Origin of the sequence: Leifsonia sp. NCR5, from assembly GCF_002105485.1 — a bacterium.
Lineage (GTDB): Bacteria > Actinomycetota > Actinomycetes > Actinomycetales > Microbacteriaceae > Leifsonia.
On sequence record NZ_NCSR01000009.1, the window covers coordinates 142,463 to 158,665 of the forward strand.

At 67.2% G+C, this 16,203-nt stretch carries 19 protein-coding genes; 4 read left to right on the forward strand and 15 right to left on the reverse strand.

From position 1 onward, the window contains the following. The 12 genes from B7438_RS09855 to B7438_RS09910 all read right to left on the reverse strand — a co-directional run bounded on the left by B7438_RS09855 (window position 1) and on the right by B7438_RS09910 (window position 10,067). A complete protein-coding gene (locus B7438_RS09855; protein ID WP_085369372.1) occupies window positions 1-558 on the reverse strand; it encodes an ATP-binding protein in 558 nt (185 codons plus the stop codon). A 1-nt stretch (window position 559) separates the two neighbouring features. Continuing rightward, window positions 560-820 (reverse strand): F0F1 ATP synthase subunit epsilon, encoded by a 261-nt coding sequence (locus tag B7438_RS09860; protein ID WP_055892062.1) that lies wholly within the window; start codon window positions 818-820, stop codon window positions 560-562. A gap of 2 nt (window positions 821-822) precedes the next feature. Further along, window positions 823-2,286: a F0F1 ATP synthase subunit beta gene (atpD, locus tag B7438_RS09865; RefSeq protein ID WP_085369373.1), complete on the reverse strand. Its 1,464-nt coding sequence runs from the start codon at window positions 2,284-2,286 to the stop codon at window positions 823-825. Window positions 2,287-2,327: 41 nt separating this feature from the next. After that, entirely contained in the window at window positions 2,328-3,227 is a 900-nt protein-coding gene (locus B7438_RS09870; RefSeq protein WP_085369374.1) for a F0F1 ATP synthase subunit gamma, read from the reverse strand. Window positions 3,228-3,272: 45 nt separating this feature from the next. Then, window positions 3,273-4,910 (reverse strand): F0F1 ATP synthase subunit alpha, encoded by a 1,638-nt coding sequence (atpA, locus tag B7438_RS09875; RefSeq protein WP_085369375.1) that lies wholly within the window; start codon window positions 4,908-4,910, stop codon window positions 3,273-3,275. 23 nt (window positions 4,911-4,933) lie between these two features. Further along, complete coding sequence (locus B7438_RS09880) at window positions 4,934-5,728, reverse strand: F0F1 ATP synthase subunit delta (RefSeq protein ID WP_085369376.1); 795 nt, start codon at window positions 5,726-5,728, stop codon at window positions 4,934-4,936. Continuing rightward, window positions 5,728-6,285, reverse strand: coding sequence for a F0F1 ATP synthase subunit B (locus B7438_RS09885; RefSeq protein ID WP_085369377.1), 558 nt, complete (start codon window positions 6,283-6,285; stop codon window positions 5,728-5,730). The genes B7438_RS09880 and B7438_RS09885 overlap by 1 nt, the downstream gene beginning before the upstream one ends. Window positions 6,286-6,317: 32 nt before the next feature. Continuing rightward, complete coding sequence (atpE, locus tag B7438_RS09890) at window positions 6,318-6,548, reverse strand: ATP synthase F0 subunit C (protein WP_085369378.1); 231 nt, start codon at window positions 6,546-6,548, stop codon at window positions 6,318-6,320. A gap of 51 nt (window positions 6,549-6,599) precedes the next feature. Next, on the reverse strand, window positions 6,600-7,397 hold the full coding sequence (gene atpB, locus B7438_RS09895; RefSeq protein WP_085369379.1) for a F0F1 ATP synthase subunit A: 798 nt from the start codon (window positions 7,395-7,397) through the stop codon (window positions 6,600-6,602). Window positions 7,398-7,569: 172 nt separating this feature from the next. Then, the gene (locus B7438_RS09900) at window positions 7,570-8,088 is read right to left on the reverse strand and encodes a hypothetical protein (RefSeq protein WP_085369380.1); all 519 of its coding nucleotides are present in this window, start codon (window positions 8,086-8,088) and stop codon (window positions 7,570-7,572) included. Then, entirely contained in the window at window positions 8,085-9,341 is a 1,257-nt protein-coding gene (locus B7438_RS09905; protein WP_085369381.1) for an MraY family glycosyltransferase, read from the reverse strand. Before B7438_RS09905 ends, B7438_RS09900 begins: the two co-directional genes overlap by 4 nt. 3 nt (window positions 9,342-9,344) lie before the next feature. After that, window positions 9,345-10,067 carry an L-threonylcarbamoyladenylate synthase gene (locus B7438_RS09910; protein WP_085369410.1) on the reverse strand — a complete coding sequence of 241 codons (723 nt, stop codon included), beginning with the start codon at window positions 10,065-10,067 and terminating at the stop codon, window positions 9,345-9,347. Window positions 10,068-10,130: 63 nt separating this feature from the next. Between B7438_RS09910 and B7438_RS09915 the strand changes: the two genes are divergently transcribed. Further along, window positions 10,131-10,766 (forward strand): HAD family phosphatase, encoded by a 636-nt coding sequence (locus B7438_RS09915; RefSeq protein ID WP_085369382.1) that lies wholly within the window; start codon window positions 10,131-10,133, stop codon window positions 10,764-10,766. Window positions 10,767-10,806: 40 nt separating this feature from the next. Here B7438_RS09915 and B7438_RS09920 read toward each other — a convergent pair whose 3' ends face one another. Both B7438_RS09920 and B7438_RS09925 read right to left on the reverse strand, forming a co-directional pair. Further along, window positions 10,807-11,622: an ABC transporter permease gene (locus tag B7438_RS09920; RefSeq protein ID WP_085369383.1), complete on the reverse strand. Its 816-nt coding sequence runs from the start codon at window positions 11,620-11,622 to the stop codon at window positions 10,807-10,809. Next, window positions 11,619-12,542, reverse strand: coding sequence for an ATP-binding cassette domain-containing protein (locus tag B7438_RS09925; protein WP_085369384.1), 924 nt, complete (start codon window positions 12,540-12,542; stop codon window positions 11,619-11,621). Before B7438_RS09925 ends, B7438_RS09920 begins: the two co-directional genes overlap by 4 nt. A 119-nt stretch (window positions 12,543-12,661) precedes the next feature. On the opposite strand from B7438_RS09925, the gene B7438_RS09930 reads away from it, so the two are divergent. Further along, window positions 12,662-13,606 (forward strand): TetR/AcrR family transcriptional regulator, encoded by a 945-nt coding sequence (locus B7438_RS09930; protein ID WP_085369385.1) that lies wholly within the window; start codon window positions 12,662-12,664, stop codon window positions 13,604-13,606. A gap of 18 nt (window positions 13,607-13,624) precedes the next feature. Here the strand turns inward: B7438_RS09930 and prmC are convergent, their stop codons facing one another. Then, window positions 13,625-14,503 (reverse strand): peptide chain release factor N(5)-glutamine methyltransferase, encoded by an 879-nt coding sequence (gene prmC / locus B7438_RS09935; protein ID WP_085369386.1) that lies wholly within the window; start codon window positions 14,501-14,503, stop codon window positions 13,625-13,627. A 113-nt stretch (window positions 14,504-14,616) separates the two neighbouring features. On the opposite strand from prmC, the gene cysK reads away from it, so the two are divergent. Together cysK and epsC are read left to right on the forward strand one after the other, a co-directional pair. Further along, window positions 14,617-15,555: a cysteine synthase A gene (gene cysK, locus B7438_RS09940; protein ID WP_085369387.1), complete on the forward strand. Its 939-nt coding sequence runs from the start codon at window positions 14,617-14,619 to the stop codon at window positions 15,553-15,555. Window positions 15,556-15,559: 4 nt separating this feature from the next. Further along, a complete protein-coding gene (epsC, locus tag B7438_RS09945) occupies window positions 15,560-16,132 on the forward strand; it encodes a serine O-acetyltransferase EpsC (protein WP_085369388.1) in 573 nt (190 codons plus the stop codon). Window positions 16,133-16,203: the final 71 nt, after the last annotated feature.

Consider the following 16,203-nt stretch of genomic DNA (forward strand, 5'->3'; position numbering starts at 1 on the left):
CTAGGCCACCAGGAAGTCGAGAGCGATCTCGACGTTCTGGCCGAGCGGTGCTGCGGTGTCGATCGTGACGCGCGGGAGGGTGGCGCAGGCGCCCCTCCACTCGTCGTACTCGTCGACGCTTTGCTCCACCGCGTACGCGGCCGTGAGACCGGTGCGCTTCGCCAGCCGCGACTGGTGCAGCTCGTCGTCGGAGCAGACCACCTCGATCACGCGCAGCTTCACGCCGGAACGCTCAGCGAGGTCGCGCCACTGCAGCCGAGCCGGCTCGACGGCGTTGACGGCATCCACGATCACCGAGTGACCGGACTGCAGCACCTGCTCCGCCATCGTCTCGGCGACCAGGTAGGCCGCGAGGCCCGTCGGCTGGTCGGAGTCGATGCCGGCGCGCAGGATCGACGCCTCGATCGGGTCCACGGACACCGTCGTGGCGCCGAGCCTGGCGCCGATGATCTCGGCGAGCGTCGACTTGCCTGAGCCGGGCAGGCCCGCCATCGCGATCAGGATGGGGACGCGCACGTCGCCGAACTGACGCTCGACGCTGACGGGCTGCTCGGCCATGTCAGACGAGCTCCGCCTGGCGTGCCACCACCGTGACCGTGTTGTTCTCCACGGACAGGAAGCCGTCGTCGGCCTGGGCCTTGATCGACTCCCCGCCGTTCAGGGTCACGCGCACCTCGCCGGAGGCGAGGATGGCCAGCAGCGGTTCGTGGCCGGGGAGGATACCGATCTCACCCTCGACCGTCTTCGCGACGACCATGCTCGCCTCGCCCGACCACACTTCGTGGTCGGCGGCGACGACGCTGACGTTGAGGACAGCCATTGTTAGCCGTTCTCCTTCTGGATCTGAGCCCACTTCTCTTCCACGTCGCTGATCGGGCCGACGTTGAAGAACGCCTGCTCCGCGACGTGGTCGAACTCGCCCTTGGCGATGGCGTCGAACGACTCGATGGTGTCCTTGAGCGGAACCGTCGAACCCTCGACACCGGTGAACTTCTTCGCCATGTAGGTGTTCTGCGAGAGGAACTGCTGGATGCGGCGCGCACGCGACACCGTGATCTTGTCTTCCTCGGAGAGCTCGTCGACACCGAGGATGGCGATGATCTCCTGCAGTTCCTTGTTCTTCTGGAGGATCTGCTTGACCGTGGTGGCGACGCGGTAGTGGTCCTCGCCCAAGTAACGGGGGTCGAGGATGCGCGACGTCGAGGTCAGCGGGTCGACGGCCGGGTACAGACCCTTCGACGCGATCTCACGCGAAAGCTCGGTGGTGGCGTCGAGGTGGGCGAACGTGGTCGCCGGAGCCGGGTCGGTGTAGTCGTCGGCGGGAACGTAGATCGCCTGCAGCGAGGTGATCGAGTGACCGCGGGTCGAGGTGATGCGCTCCTGGAGGAGGCCCATCTCGTCGGCGAGGTTCGGCTGGTAGCCCACCGCGGACGGCATGCGGCCGAGCAGCGTGGAGACCTCGGAACCGGCCTGCGTGAAGCGGAAGATGTTGTCGATGAAGAGCAGCACGTCCTGCTTCTGCACATCGCGGAAGTACTCCGCCATGGTCAGGGCGGACAGGGCGACGCGCAGACGCGTTCCCGGCGGCTCGTCCATCTGGCCGAAGACGAGGGCGGTCTTGTCGAAGACGCCCGCCTCCTCCATCTCGTGGATGAGGTCGTTGCCCTCACGGGTGCGCTCGCCGACACCGGCGAACACCGACACACCACCGTGGTCCTGCGCGACGCGCTGGATCATCTCCTGGATGAGGACGGTCTTGCCGACGCCCGCACCACCAAAGAGGCCGATCTTTCCACCCTGCACGTACGGGGTGAGGAGGTCGATGACCTTGATACCGGTCTCGAAGAGCTGCGTCTTCGACTCCAGCTGGTCGAACGCCGGCGGCTGGCGGTGGATGGGCCAGCGCTCGGTGATCTCGATGGTCTCGCCGGGCTCTGCGTTGAGAACGTCGCCCGTGACGTTGAACACCTTGCCCTTGGTCACGTCACCGACGGGCACCGAGATCGGTGCTCCGGTGTCGCGGACCTCTCCGCCACGGACCAGGCCGTCGGTCGGCTTGAGCGCGATGGCGCGGACCAGGTCGTCTCCGAGGTGCTGTGCGACCTCGAGGGTGATCTCGGTCGACTCCTCGCCGATCGTGATCGTGGTCTTGAGCGCGTTGTAGATGCCAGGGATCGAGTCGTGGGGGAACTCGATGTCGACGACAGGGCCGGTGACGCGGGCGATGCGCCCGACGCCGGCCGGCTGCGCGGTCGAAGCCTGAGCTTCGGCGGTTGCGGTAGTCATGGTGTCTTCTCTTCTCGTTTGCTAAACGTGTGTCGTCCGAGTTACTTGGCGGAGCTCAGTGCGTCCGCACCGCCGACGATCTCGGAAATCTGCTGGGTGATCTCGGACTGGCGCGCGTTGTTGGCCAGGCGGGTGTAGTCGGTGATGAGCTTGTCCGCGTTGTCGCTCGCGGACTTCATCGCCTTCTGCGTCGCAGCGTGCTTCGACGCAGCCGACTGCAACATGGCGTTGAAGATGCGGCTCTCGATGTACACCGGGAGGAGCGAGTCGAGAACGGTGCCGACATCCGGCTCGAACTCGTAGAGCGGGAGGATCTGCTTGTCGCCAGGCTCCTCCACACCTTCCACGACCTCGAGCGGAAGCAGTCGGACGACCTCCGGCTCCTGCGTGAGCATGCTCACGAAGCGGTTGTAGATGATGTGGATCTCGTCGACCCCGCCGTCCGCGGAGTCGCGGAGGAAGGACTCGAGGATCGCGTCGCTGATCTCCTTGGCCTGCTCGAACTCCGGAGCGTCCGTGCCGCCCGTCCACACCCGCTCGAACGCGCGGCGGCGGAAGCTGAAGTATCCGCTCGCCTTGCGTCCGATCAGGAAGTAGACGACATCCTTGCCCTGGCTCCGGAGCAGCTCTGCGAGCTGCTCGGACTCCTTCAGCACGTTCGAGTTGAACGCGCCTGCGAGTCCACGGTCGGAGGAGAAGATGACGATCGCTGCGCGCTCGATCTTCTCCGGCTCCGTCGTGAGCACGTGCTCGACGTTCGAGTACGTCGCCACGGCCGACACCGCGCGCGTGATGGCGCGGGCGTACGGCGTTGAAGCGGCGACCCTCGCCTGCGCCTTCTGGATGCGTGAGGCGGAGATCAGCTCCATGGCCCGAGTGATCTTCTTGGTCGTCTGGGCAGACTTGATCTTCTGCCGGTAGACCCGAAGTTGCGCTCCCATGTCTCTCCTACGTAACTATCTGCTGTCGCCGGGCGATGCCGCGGCTCAGCGCTTCGCCTTGACGATGCGCTCCTGGTTGACATCCTCTTCGGCGATCGCTTCGAACTCTTCGCGCCCGACGGAGGCGAGCGGCTTGCCCTCTCCGGTCTGGAACTCGAGCTTGAACTTGTCGACCTCTGCCTCGAGCGTCGCGACGGTCTCGTCGGACAGCTGGTTGGTCTCGCGCAGCACGTTCAAGACGTCCGTGTTGCGACGGAGGTGGTCGAGCAGCTCTGCCTCGAAGCGCAGGATGTCTTCCACAGCGACCTCGTCGAGCTTGCCGTTGGTGCCGGCCCAGATCGAGACGACCTGCTCCTCGACGGGGAACGGCGAGTACTGCGGCTGCTTCAGGAGCTCGGTGAGGCGTGCGCCACGGGCGAGCTGACGACGGCTGGCCGCATCCAGGTCGGACGCGAACATCGCGAAGGCTTCGAGGGAGCGGTACTGGGCCAGCTCGAGCTTGAGCGTGCCCGACACCTTCTTGATCGATTTGACCTGCGCGTCGCCACCGACGCGCGAGACCGAGATACCCACGTCGACCGCCGGACGCTGGTTGGCGTTGAAGAGGTCGGACTGCAGGAAGATCTGGCCGTCGGTGATCGAGATCACGTTGGTCGGAATGTACGCCGAGACGTCGTTCGCCTTGGTCTCGATGATCGGGAGACCGGTCATCGAGCCGGCGCCCAGCTCGTCGGACAGCTTGGCGCAACGCTCCAGCAGACGGGAGTGCAGGTAGAACACGTCACCCGGGTATGCCTCGCGTCCCGGCGGACGACGGAGGAGGAGCGACACGGCGCGGTAGGCCTCTGCCTGCTTCGACAGGTCGTCGAAGATGATCAGGACGTGCTTGCCGCCGTACATCCAGTGCTGGCCGATGGCCGAGCCGGTGTACGGAGCGAGGTACTTGAAGCCGGCGGGGTCGGAGGCGGGAGCCGCGACGATGGTGGTGTACTCCATCGCGCCTGCATCCTCGAGCGCGCCCTTCACCGAGGCGATGGTCGAGCCCTTCTGGCCGATGGCGACGTAGATGCAGCGAACCTGCTTGTTGACGTCGCCCGAGTCCCAGTTGGCCTTCTGGTTGATGATCGTGTCGATCGCGATGGCCGTCTTGCCGGTCTGGCGGTCGCCGATGATGAGCTGGCGCTGGCCGCGGCCGACCGGGATCATCGCGTCAATGGCCTTGATGCCGGTCTGGAGCGGCTCGTGCACGCTCTTGCGCTGCATGACGCCGGGCGCCTGCAGTTCGAGTGCGCGGCGACCCTCGGAGGCGATGTCGCCCAGGCCGTCGATCGGCTTGCCCAGCGGGTCGACGACGCGACCGAGGTAGCCGTCGCCGACGGGGACGGAGAGGACCTCGCCGGTGCGGGTCACCTCCATGCCTTCGACGATGCCGTCGAACTCGCCGAGGACGACGACGCCGATCTCGTTCTCGTCGAGGTTCTGGGCGAGGCCCAGGGTGCCGTCGGAGAAGCGGATGAGCTCGTTCGCCATCACGCCGGGGAGACCCTCGACGTGCGCGATGCCGTCGGACGCGTCGATGACGTGTCCGACCTCGGTGGTCGCTGCCTTGGTGGGCTCGTACTTGGTGACGAAGTCCTTGAGCGCGTCCCGGATCTCGTCGGGGCTGATCGTTAGTTCTGCCATCGTTGTTCCCTATCTTGGGGCGGTCAGCCCGCCAGCTGAAGTCGTAAATCGGTGATGCGCGAGGCGATGCTGCCGTCGATCACGTCGTCGCCGATCTGCACACGCAGTCCACCGAGGACGGTGGGGTCGACGACCTGGTTGATCTTGAGTTTCTGTCCGTACTTCGCTGCGAGGCCCGCCTGCAGGCGCTCGGCCTGCGCGGCGGGGAGCGGCTTCGCGGTGAACACCGTCGCGACGGTGAGTCCCGACTGGGCCGCGACGACGCGGGCTGCTTCGCGCAGACCCTCGCGGATGCTGCGGCCGCGAGGCTGCAGCACCAGCTGGCGCACGATGGCGACCGTCTGAACGGAGGCCTTGCCGTCGAGCAGGCGCTCGACGAGCGCGCTCTTGGATGCCGGGTCTGCGAGCTTGCTGCGCAGTGCGAGTTCGAGCTGCGCGTTGGAGGTCACGGCGCCTCCGAAGGCGAACAGCTCTGCGGCGATGTCGACGTCTTTCGGCGCCGACTGGGCGATCGACCGGACACCGAGCTCTTCGATCGCGGCCAGGACGTCGTCCTGGCTCGACCAGCGCTCGGACGCGACGACACCCAGCAGCTCGACGGCCGGCGCCGAGAGCGAGCCGAAGACGCGCTGCACGAGCGCGGTCTTGCCCGCCGAGTCGGCCGAGGGATCGCTGACGACCGCTCGGAGCTGGGCGGAGTCTGCGACGACCCGTCCTGCGGCGAACAGGTCTTCGGCCGTCGCCAGATCGGCCTTGGAGCCCTGAGCGGCGAGAGCCGACACGGACCTGGCCAGTGCTTCTCTGGAGGCGCTTCCCATTACTTGTTCGACCCTGCCTTTTCGCTGGCGTCGAGGTCGGCCAGGAAGCGGTCGACGATCGCCTGCGACTTCTTGTCGTCGTTGAGAGCCTCACCGATGACACCCGATGCCAGGTCGATGGCGAGCGAGCCGACTTCGCTGCGGAGAGCGACGACGGCGGACTGGCGCTCTGCCTCGATCTGCGCCTGGGCGTTGGAGGTGACGCGGGCGGCCTCGACCGTCGCGTTGTCCTTCGCCTCTGCGACGATCTTCTGTCCGTCGGTGCGAGCCTGCTCACGGATCTTGGCCGCTTCTGCGCGGGCGTCGGCGAGCTGGGCGGTGTACTCCTCGAGGAGTGCCTCCGCCTTGTGCTGAGCCTCGTCGGCCTTCGCGATGTTGCCTTCGATCGCCTCTGCGCGCTCATCCAGGAGCTTCTTCATCCGCGGAAGCACGAGCTTCCAGAAGAAGAACAGGATGATGACGAAGCAGATGAATGAACCGACGACGTCATACCACTCGGGGATGAGCGGATTGCGCTGCTCGGCCTCCGCGGCGGCGTGAACCAAACCGTAGAGCATCGTTCCTCCTTACTGAAGAGTGATAAAGAGGACTACTGGCCGGTGGTGAAGATGAAGTACGTAGCGATACCGATGAACGCGAGCGCCTCGGTGAACGCGATACCGATGTACATCAGAACCTGGAGACGGCCGGCGAGCTCGGGCTGGCGAGCGACGCCCTCGATGGTCTTGCCGACGACGATGCCGACGCCGATGGCCGGGCCGATGGCCGCGAGACCGTATCCAACGGTGGCAATGTTGCCGGAGATAGCAGCGATGTCCACGTTATGTGTTTCCTTCCGTGATGGCGTTCCGTGCGAGTGCGCGGAACGTTATTAGTGTTCCTCGGCGACTGCGAGCTGAATGTAGACAGCCGTGAGCAGCGCGAAGACGTAGGCCTGGAGGACTGCGACCAGGATTTCGAACAGGGTGAATGCGAAGCCGAACGCGAAGGTGCCGATTCCGAAGAGCGACCACCAGCTTCCGGCGGTGAAGAGGAAGAACGCCGTCGCGCTGAAGAACAGCACCAGCAGCAGGTGGCCGACGACCATGTTCATCAGAAGTCGGAGCGTCAGCGTGATCGGGCGCAGGATGAAAGTCGAGATGAACTCGATCGGCGTCACGATGATGTAGAGCGCCTTCGGCACACCGGGCGGGAACAGCGAGTTCTTGAAGAAGTTGCCCGGGCTCGCCTTGATGCCCGCGTAAATGAACGAGATGTACGCGACGATGGCGAGCACCAGCGGGACACCGATCACCGAGGTGCCCGCGATGTTCAGGCCGGGGATGATGCCCGTCAGGTTCATGAACAGCACCATGAAGAAGATGGTGGTGAGGATCGGCAGGAAGCGACGACCGTCCTTCTTGCCGAGGAGGTCCTCTGCGATGTTGACCCGAACGAAGTCGAGCCCCATCTCCACGATCGACTGGAAGCGTCCGGGGACGACCTTCATGCGACGGGTGCCGAGCCAGAAGATCAGGACGATGGCCAGGACCGCGATGAAGCGGATGACCATGATCCGGTTGACCTCGAAGCCACCGATGGAAAAGATTGCGGGCGGGAAGAACTCATCGATCGACGGACCGTGGAAGCTACCATCATCGGAGCTTGCGGTCTGGACCAGCAGGTTCACAGCGTTAGCTAACAGCGCTATCTCCTGTTTCGGGGCGTCGAGCCAAAGCTCTCGCAGCGACGAACATTTGGACACCCGGGATCATGCGCCGATTGAAGCCTGAGGCGCTATGCGGGTGGGGAATCACCACAACTCTACAAGAGTTTTCGCAGGGTAACGAATCGGACACGGGTCAGCGCTTCTCACCGGGCAGCGTGACGTCGCTGGCGTATGGCACGCGGGACCGGAAGACGACGATCATGTCGACGACTAGCGACCCGATGACCCCTGCGATCAGGCTCAGGAAGAGCACGATCGGGTTGATCCACGGCTGGTCCCTGAGCACGAAGGCGAGCACGAGGAACAGTACGAACTTGAGCAGCCAGCCGCCGAGCACGATGCCGAAGAACAGGCCGACGAACAGATCGGTGCCGACGAATTTGTTGGCGATCAGGATGCTCAGAGCGGTGATGCTGAGGAACACCACGGCCATCAGCGTGCCGATGAGGGCGCTGGTCACGCCGATCCATCCGGCGAAGACGCCGCCGAGGATCGCGCCGACGACGGCGATGACCAGCGCGAGGATGAGGCCGTACTTCAGCACGTCCTTGAGGATGGGGGTCGACGATGGCTGGGCGGGCGCCGCCTGCTGCGGTGCGGCGGGTTCGTCGGGCCGGCCGTCGGCGGGGGTTCCGCCGTCGTGGTCGGTCATTGTGTCTCCTTGCTGAGGGGGGTGGTCGCCGGGGTGGGCGCGGTGGTGGGGGCGTGCTCGCTCGCGGCGTCCAGCTGGTCGTAGCGGGCGGTCGCGTCCGCCTCGTCCGTTCCGGCCGGGGCGAGCTCCGCCGCGGCCTCGTTGGCCTTCCTGCGGCTCAGTGGGGCGAGCGTGAACGCCGCGCACACCACCAGGCCGACGGCGATGAACACGATCGCCATCCAGTACGGGTCGAAGAAGAACAGCAGGCAGCCGATCGACAGCACGGCGGTCCAGCCGTAGAAGATCAGCACGGCGTGCAGGTGGGTGTGCCCCATGTCGAGGAGCCGGTGGTGCAGGTGCTTGCGGTCGGCGCTGAACGGCGACTTCCCCGCCCGCAGCCGCCGGATGACGGCGAGCCCGAAGTCGAGGAGCGGCACGATCAGCACGGCGAACGGGACGATGATCGGCACGAACGCGGGGACGAGCGACGACTTGCCGAGGGTCTGCAGCGCCTCCGGGTTGATCGTGCCGGTGACCGAGATGGCCGAGGTGGCCATGAGCAGCCCGATCAGGAGCGCTCCCGCGTCTCCCATGAACATCTTCGCCGGATGCCAGTTGAGCGGCAGGAACCCGGCGCACGCTCCGACCAGGATGGCCGCGATGACGCCGGCGAGGCTGAAGTAGTTCTGCGGGCTGATCTCGCGCTGCAGCAGATAGGTGTAGACGAGGAACGAGCCGTTGGCGATGAGCGCCACGCCCGCCACGAGACCATCCAGGCCGTCGATGAAGTTGATGGCGTTCATCACGAGCACGATGGCGAACAGCGTGATGATGATGCTCATCACCGGCGACCCGACGGTCAGGCCGCCGATCGGCAGGGAGTAGATCTGCACGCCCAGCCAGGCCACGAGCCCGGCCGCCACGAACTGCCCGGCCAGCTTGGTCATCCAGTCGAGGTCCCAGATATCGTCGGCGACGCCGATGACCACGATCAGCAGCGAGGCGCCCAGGATGGCGATGATCGGCCCGGAGTCGGAGAAGATCAACGTCAGCACGCCGAACTGGCTGGACAGCAGCCAGGCGACGCCGAACGCGACCAGGATGCCGAGGAACATCGCGATGCCGCCGAGCCGCGGAGTCGGCCTGGTGTGCACATCCCGTTCCCGGATCTTCGGGTACAGCCGGTACTTGAGGCTCAGCTTGTAGACGACGAGCGACATCCCGAAGGTGATGACGGCCGAGATCAGCGCGAGGGCGAGGAGGAGGGTCACGGCTCAGGCGCCCGGGGAGGAATCGGTGGGCTCCACCACGCTGTCGTCCGCGAGCTGGTCGCCGACGACGGCACGGATCTGCTCCGCCGAGATCACGCCGTGACGCAGGATGCGGAGCTTTCCCGTTCCTGCGGCCAGCGCGGTCGCGTCGACGATGGTGGACGAGCTGTCCTTGCCGTCGACGCGGTCGTACCCGGCGCCCGCCTCTCCCCCGTCGAGGTACACGGAGACGGAGTCGGTGAGCATGGCCTCTGCTTCCGCGGCGGTGCGGGCGGCGGGGCGGCCGGTGAGGTTGGCGGAGGAGACCGCGAGCGGGCCGGTCTCGGAGAGGAGTTCGAGGGCGATGGTGTCGCTCGGCATGCGCAGGGCGACCGTTCCGCGGGTCTCCCCCAGGTCCCAGACCAGCGACGGCTGCGCGGGCAGCACGACGGTCAGCCCGCCCGGCCAGAACTCCTGGACGAGGTCGGTCACGGCCTGCGGGACCTCTTCAGCCAGGGCGGCGAGGGTCGGGATGCCGGGGATGAGCACGGGGGGAGGCGACTGACGGCCGCGACCCTTCGCATCCAGGAGGCGCTGCACGGCGGCGGGGTTGAAGGCGTCCGCCGCGACCCCGTAGACCGTGTCCGTCGGTATCACGACGAGTTCGCCCCGCCCGATGGCGGCGCGCGCGAGCCGCATGCCGGTGAGGAGTTCGGAGTCGACGGAGCAGTCGTAGATGGGAGACATGTCGCCCACCATGATAGATGAGCGATCAGGGCGTTCCCTGCTGGAAGGTCGATACTTGTCCTGATGGATGTCTACTTCTTCGATTGCGACAAGACCCTCTACGACTACGACTTCCACAAGCGCCTGCCCGCGCTGGCGCAGCTCGGCGGCGTGAGCCAGTACCGCCTGGCCTCCAGCTGGTGGGCGGGAGGGTTCGAGCGCGCGGCGGAGATCGGCGAGTACTCCACGAGCGCCGAATACCTGGATGCGTTCGCCGACGTGACGGGCGCCCGCCTCACGCTGGAGCAGTGGCAGCAGGCCAGAAAAGCGGCCATGACACCGATCCAGGGATCGATCGACGCCCTGCACGAGGCGGCGACGCTCGGCACGGTCTCTCTGCTGTCCAACAACCCGATCCCGTTCAAGGACTCGCTGCCGGTGCTGACCCCCGAGATCGTCGACGTGCTGCAGGGCAACGACCTCGTCTCCGCGGTGCTCGGCGCCCGCAAGCCGGAGCGGCGCATCTTCACCAGGGCGCTCGGCCGGTTCGGCGTCGACCCTGCAGACGCGATCCTGTTCGACGACTCCCTCGCCAACGTCGAGGGCGCCCGCGAGGCCGGGATGCACGCTTTCCACTTCACCAAGCTGGCCGACGGCACCTTCGACACCGACGGCCTCCGCGCCGCCATCCACACCTTCTCCACCCGTCCCCGCCCATAGCCGTCGAGCGCAGCCATCTGGGCGGGGACGGGATCGCCGGTCAGCGGCGGCCGGCCTTGCGACGGAACTGGATGGCCGCCCAGAGGTAGGCGCCGACGATGATCGCGAGGCACCAGCCGATCGCCCAGAGCGGGCGGGTGCCTGCGTCCGTGCCGAAGAGGAGGCTGCGGATCGTCTCGATGATGGGCGTGATCGGCTGGTTCTCGGCGATCCACTGCAGCCAGGTCGGCATCGTGTCCGTCGGCACGAACGCGCTCGACAGGTACGGCAGGAACAGCAGGGCGAAGCCGTAGCCGTTCGCGGCCGTCGGGTTCTTCGCGGCCAGCCCGATCGCGGCGTACAGCCAGGTGATCGCGAGGATGAACAGGGCGATCACCGCGATGGCGCCGAGCCACTGCGCCGCGTTCGCCGTCGGCCGGAAGCCGACCGCGAGGGCCACGCCGATCACGACGCCGGTGGCCAGGAGGTTGCGCACGAGGCTCGCCACCACGTGGCCGGTGATGACCCCGTTGGCGTGCAACGGCATGGTGCGGAACCGGTCGACGATGCCGTTCGTCATGTCGTCGGCCACGTCGACCGCGGTGCTCGACGAGCCGAAGCCCGCGCAGAGCAGGATGATGCCGGGGACGACGTAGTTCACGTAGTCCCCTCCTCCGTCGATCGCGCCGCCGAACACGTACGTGAACAGCAGCATGAGCATGATCGGGAGCAGGATCGCCATCGTGAGCGCTTCGACGTTGCGCACGGTGTGGCGGAGGCTGCGGCCGACGAACACGACGGTGCTCGTGAGGCGGGAGACGGTACGGTCGACGGCGGCGGGGGCCGCGGTCGGGCGGGTGTCCAGTGCGACGGTCATCGGGTGACCTCCATTTCTTCTGCTGCACGGGATGCGGTGGATGCGGGTGACGCGGGGCTCGACGTGAGCGCGAGGAACACGTCGTCCATGCTGGGCTTGCGGATGCTGACGCTGCCGCCGGGCAGGAGGTGCGCATCCAGCTGATCGATGGCGGCGCGGAGTCCGTGGACGGTGCCGTCGGTGGGGAGCTCGCGGACGATCTCGTCGTCGGCGTCCCTCAGCTCGACGACCTCTCCCCCGACGCGCGCCTTGAGCTCGGCGGCCGTGCCCTCCGCGACGACGACGCCGTGGTCGATCACGGCGATGCGGTCGGCGAGCTGGTCGGCCTCCTCCAGGTACTGCGTGGTGAGGAGGATGGTGATGCCCTGTGCAGCGAGGTCGAGGATCATCGCCCACAGCGTCTGCCTGCTGCGGGTGTCGAGTCCGGTGGTCGGCTCGTCGAGGAAGATGACCGGCGGGGTCGCGACCAGGCTGATGGCGAGGTCGAGACGCCTGCGCATCCCGCCGGAGTACGCCTTGACGCGCTTGCGGGCCGCGTCGCCGAGGTCGAAGCGCTCGATGAGCTCCGCCGTCCGCGTCCGCGCTCCTGCTGCGGTGTATCCGGAGAGCCTCGCCATCATGCGCAGGTTCTCCTCGCCGGTGAGCACGTCGTCGACGGCGGCGGACTGACCGGTGAGGCTGATCGAGCGCTTGACGCCCTCCCTGTCGTGCACGACGTCGTGGCCGCAGACGGTGGCCTGGCCTGCATCCGGAGCCACCAGAGTGGACAGGATGTTGATCAGCGTCGTCTTGCCTGCGCCGTTCGGCCCGAGCAGCGCGAACACGCTTCCCGCCGCGACGCTGAGGTCGATGCCGTCCAGCACACGCTGGTCGCCGAAGGACTTCCGGAGGCCGGCGATCTGGATCGCTTGAGCTGTCATGATCGGTTCCTTTCTGCATCCACTCTTCTGAGTACGACGCAAACTGTTTATGGTGCACACTGTTTTGTTTAAGGTATACACAGTTCTAGGATGGGTGTCAACAACCGAAAGGGCGCGACATGGCCGATGCCGTCGAAGAAGCACTCCCCCGAGCCGTAGCGCTCAGCTGGGGAGTCGCAGAGCGCCCGCAGCGCGGGCCGAAACGCGAGCTCAGCATCGAGCGGATCGTCGATGCTGCGATCCAGCTCGCCGACGACGAGGGCCTCGCGGCAGTCTCGATGAGCAAGATCGCGACGGCGCTCGGCTTCACCACGATGTCCCTCTACCGCTACGTCACCAGCAAGGACGACGTGCTCGCCCTGATGCAGGATGCGGTCTGCGCCGTGCCGATCCCCTCCGAGGAGGAGGACACCGACTGGCGCAGCGGGCTGCGGCTCTGGGCGATGGCGAGCATCCAGGTGGTCCAGGCGCACCCCTGGTTCCCCGACATCCCGATCGCGGGGATGCCGCTGATGCCGAACAACCTCGCGGTGCTCGACTGGGGACTGCGGGTGATGAAGGACCTGCCGCTCACCGAGCCGGAAAAGATGTCGACGGCCCTGCTGCTCAGCTCGTACGCGCGCGCGACCGCGGTGGTCGAACGGGATGTGACCCGCTCCCGGCAGCTGGAAGGCCCTCCGCAGCGCGGCGAGGCGTTCACCGCGGCGCTGGCCGAGCTCGTCACCCCGGAGCGCTTCCCATACCTGTCGCCGCTTGTGCTCTCCGGCACGTACTCGGACGCAGAGGGCGACGACGACCAGGACGACTTCGCGTTCGGGCTGGAACGCATCCTGGACGGCATCGAGCACTACGTGTCGTCCCGGCGCAGCGGCGAGCCGGTCACGGCCTACGAGCCCCGGCCGGAGCCTGTGCCGAACGACAAGGCGATCCGCGAGGCGGCGAAGGCCCGCAGGGAGGCGGAGTCGCAGCTGCGGGAGGCGCGGAAGCGGGAGCGCGAGGTGATCGCGAAGGTGCGCGAGCGGCTGGCGAAGGAGGAGGAGCGCCGCGCGCGGCAGAAGGGCTAGCGGCTCGCGGCAGAAGGACTAGCGGATCGCGGTCGTCGTGCGGTCGCGCGTCGTCAGATCGCGGTGCGTCGCGGCGGCACGCCATCCGTCCGCGGTGAGCAGCTCCCGGATCTCGGCCCCCTGCAGCTCGCCGTGCTCCAGGACGAGTGTTCCCCCGTCGTGCAGCAGCCGCTGGGCGACGCGCGAGATCGTCCGGACGACGTCGAGGCCGTCCTGGCCGCCGTACAGCGCGGCCGGCGGGTCGTAGAGCCGCACCTCCGGGTCGCGCGGGATCGCCTCGGCTGGGATGTACGGCGGGTTGGAGATGACGACGTCGACCGTGCCGTCGAGTTCGGGCAGCGCGTCGGCCAGGTCCACGAACACGACCCTGGCGTTCGTGACGCCGGACTCCTCCACGTTGCGTCTGGCCCAGATGAACGCCTCCGGCGAGTTCTCGACGGCGTGGATGCGCGCGTGCGGCACCTCCGTCGCCATCGCCAGCGCGATCGCCCCGCTCCCTGTGCCGAGGTCGACGCCGATCGGCTCTGCACTCGGCACGGAGCGCAGCGCGTCGATCGCGAACTGCACCACCTGCTCGGTCTCGGGCCGCGGGACGAACACGCCGGGCCCGACGGCCAGCTCCAGCGAGCGGAACGGGGCGGTGCCGGTGATGTGCTGCAACGGCTCGCGGGTGGCGCGGCGTTCTGCGAGTTCTCTGATGCGCGACACGTCCGCATCCTGGACCGTCGCATCCAGGTGGATGAGCGCCTGCACGCGCCCGCGCCCCTCGCCGAGCACATGGCCGACGAGCAGGTCGGCGTCGACCTCCGGGTCGGGGACGCCCGCGCGCGCGAGGAGCGCTGCGACCTCGTCTCTGACGGAGCGGACGGACGGAGGGGAGCTGGCTTCGGATGACATCGCCCGTCGAGCCTACGGCACGCCCCCAGGAGTCACACAGACGGTTACCCGCCGCGACGGGAATAGAGTTGTAGGGCTTTCACACCGTCCACCCGCGTCAACGAGGAAGAGCCATGACTGGTCACGTCTACGAGAACATCACCGAGGCGGTCGGAAGGACCCCGCTCGTCAAGCTCAATCGCATCGCCGAAGGCGTCGGCGCGACGGTGCTCGGCAAGCTGGAGTTCTACAACCCGGCCGGCAGCGTCAAAGACCGCATCGGCGTCGCGATCATCGACGCGGCGGAGAAGGCGGGAGCGCTGCGTCCGGGCGGCACCGTCGTCGAGGGCACGAGCGGCAACACCGGCATCGCGCTCGCGATGGTCGGCGCCGCCCGCGGATACAAGGTGATCCTGACCATGCCGGAGACGATGAGCAAGGAACGCCGCGTGCTGCTGCGCGCGTTCGGCGCGGAGATCATGCTCACGCCGGGACCGGACGGGATGCGCGGAGCGGTCGAGAAAGCCATGGAGATCGTCGCGAACACCGAGAACGCCATCTGGGCGCAACAGTTCGCGAACGAGGCCAACCCCGCCATCCACCGCGCGACGACCGCGGAGGAGATCTGGGAGGACACCGACGGCGGTGTCGACATCTTCGTCGCCGGCGTCGGCACAGGAGGCACCATCACCGGTGTCGGCCAGGTGCTGAAGGAGCGGAAGCCCGGCGTGCAGGTGGTCGCCGTGGAGCCGATCGACTCCCCCATCCTGAACGGCGGCAAGCCAGGGCCGCACAAGATCCAGGGCATCGGCGCGAACTTCGTGCCGGAGATCCTGGACACCACGATCTACGACGAGGTCGTCGACGTGTCGTTCGACGACGCTCTCGACATCGCGAAGAAGCTCGCCAGCGAGGAGGGCATCCTCGCCGGGATCTCGTCCGGAGCGATCGTCTGGGCTGCCCTGCAGCTCGCGAAGCGGCCGGAGAACGCGGGCAAGACCATCGTCGCCGTGGTGTGCGACACCGGTGAGCGCTACATCTCGACCCCGCTCTGGGCCGACCTGCTGGACTGATCCATTGGCGTTCATCTCCCGCATCCGTGAGGACATCGCGAACGCGCGCAGACACGATCCTGCAGCGCGCAGCGGTTTCGAGGTCTTCACGGCGTACTCCGGCCTGCACGCGATCTGGTCCTACCGCCTCGCCCACCGGCTGTGGCGGTCAGGACTGAAGATGCCTGCGCGGTTCCTGTCGCAGTTCACCCGGTTCCTGACCGGCATCGAGATCCACCCGGGCGCCACGATCGGACGGCGCTTCTTCATCGACCACGGGATGGGCGTGGTGATCGGCGAGACCACCTTCGTCGGCGACGACGTGATGCTGTACCACGGCGTCACCCTGGGCGGGAAGGGCAGCGGTCACGGCAAGCGGCACCCGACGATCGGCGACGGTGTGATCGTCGGCGCAGGGGCGAAGGTGCTCGGCGCGATCTCGATCGGGTCGCACACCGTGATCGGCGCGAACGCCGTCGTCATCCACGACTCCCCGTCGGGGTCCGTCCTCACCGGCGTCCCGGCCCGCGCTCGCCCGCGCACCGGCCACGAGCAGATCCCCGGCGACGACTTCCTCGACCCGGCCATCTACATCTGACGCGCGGCCCCCAAGCAATCGAGTCCGAAGTTGTTCACGCCCGACACCGGCGTGTCGCGTGAACAACTTCG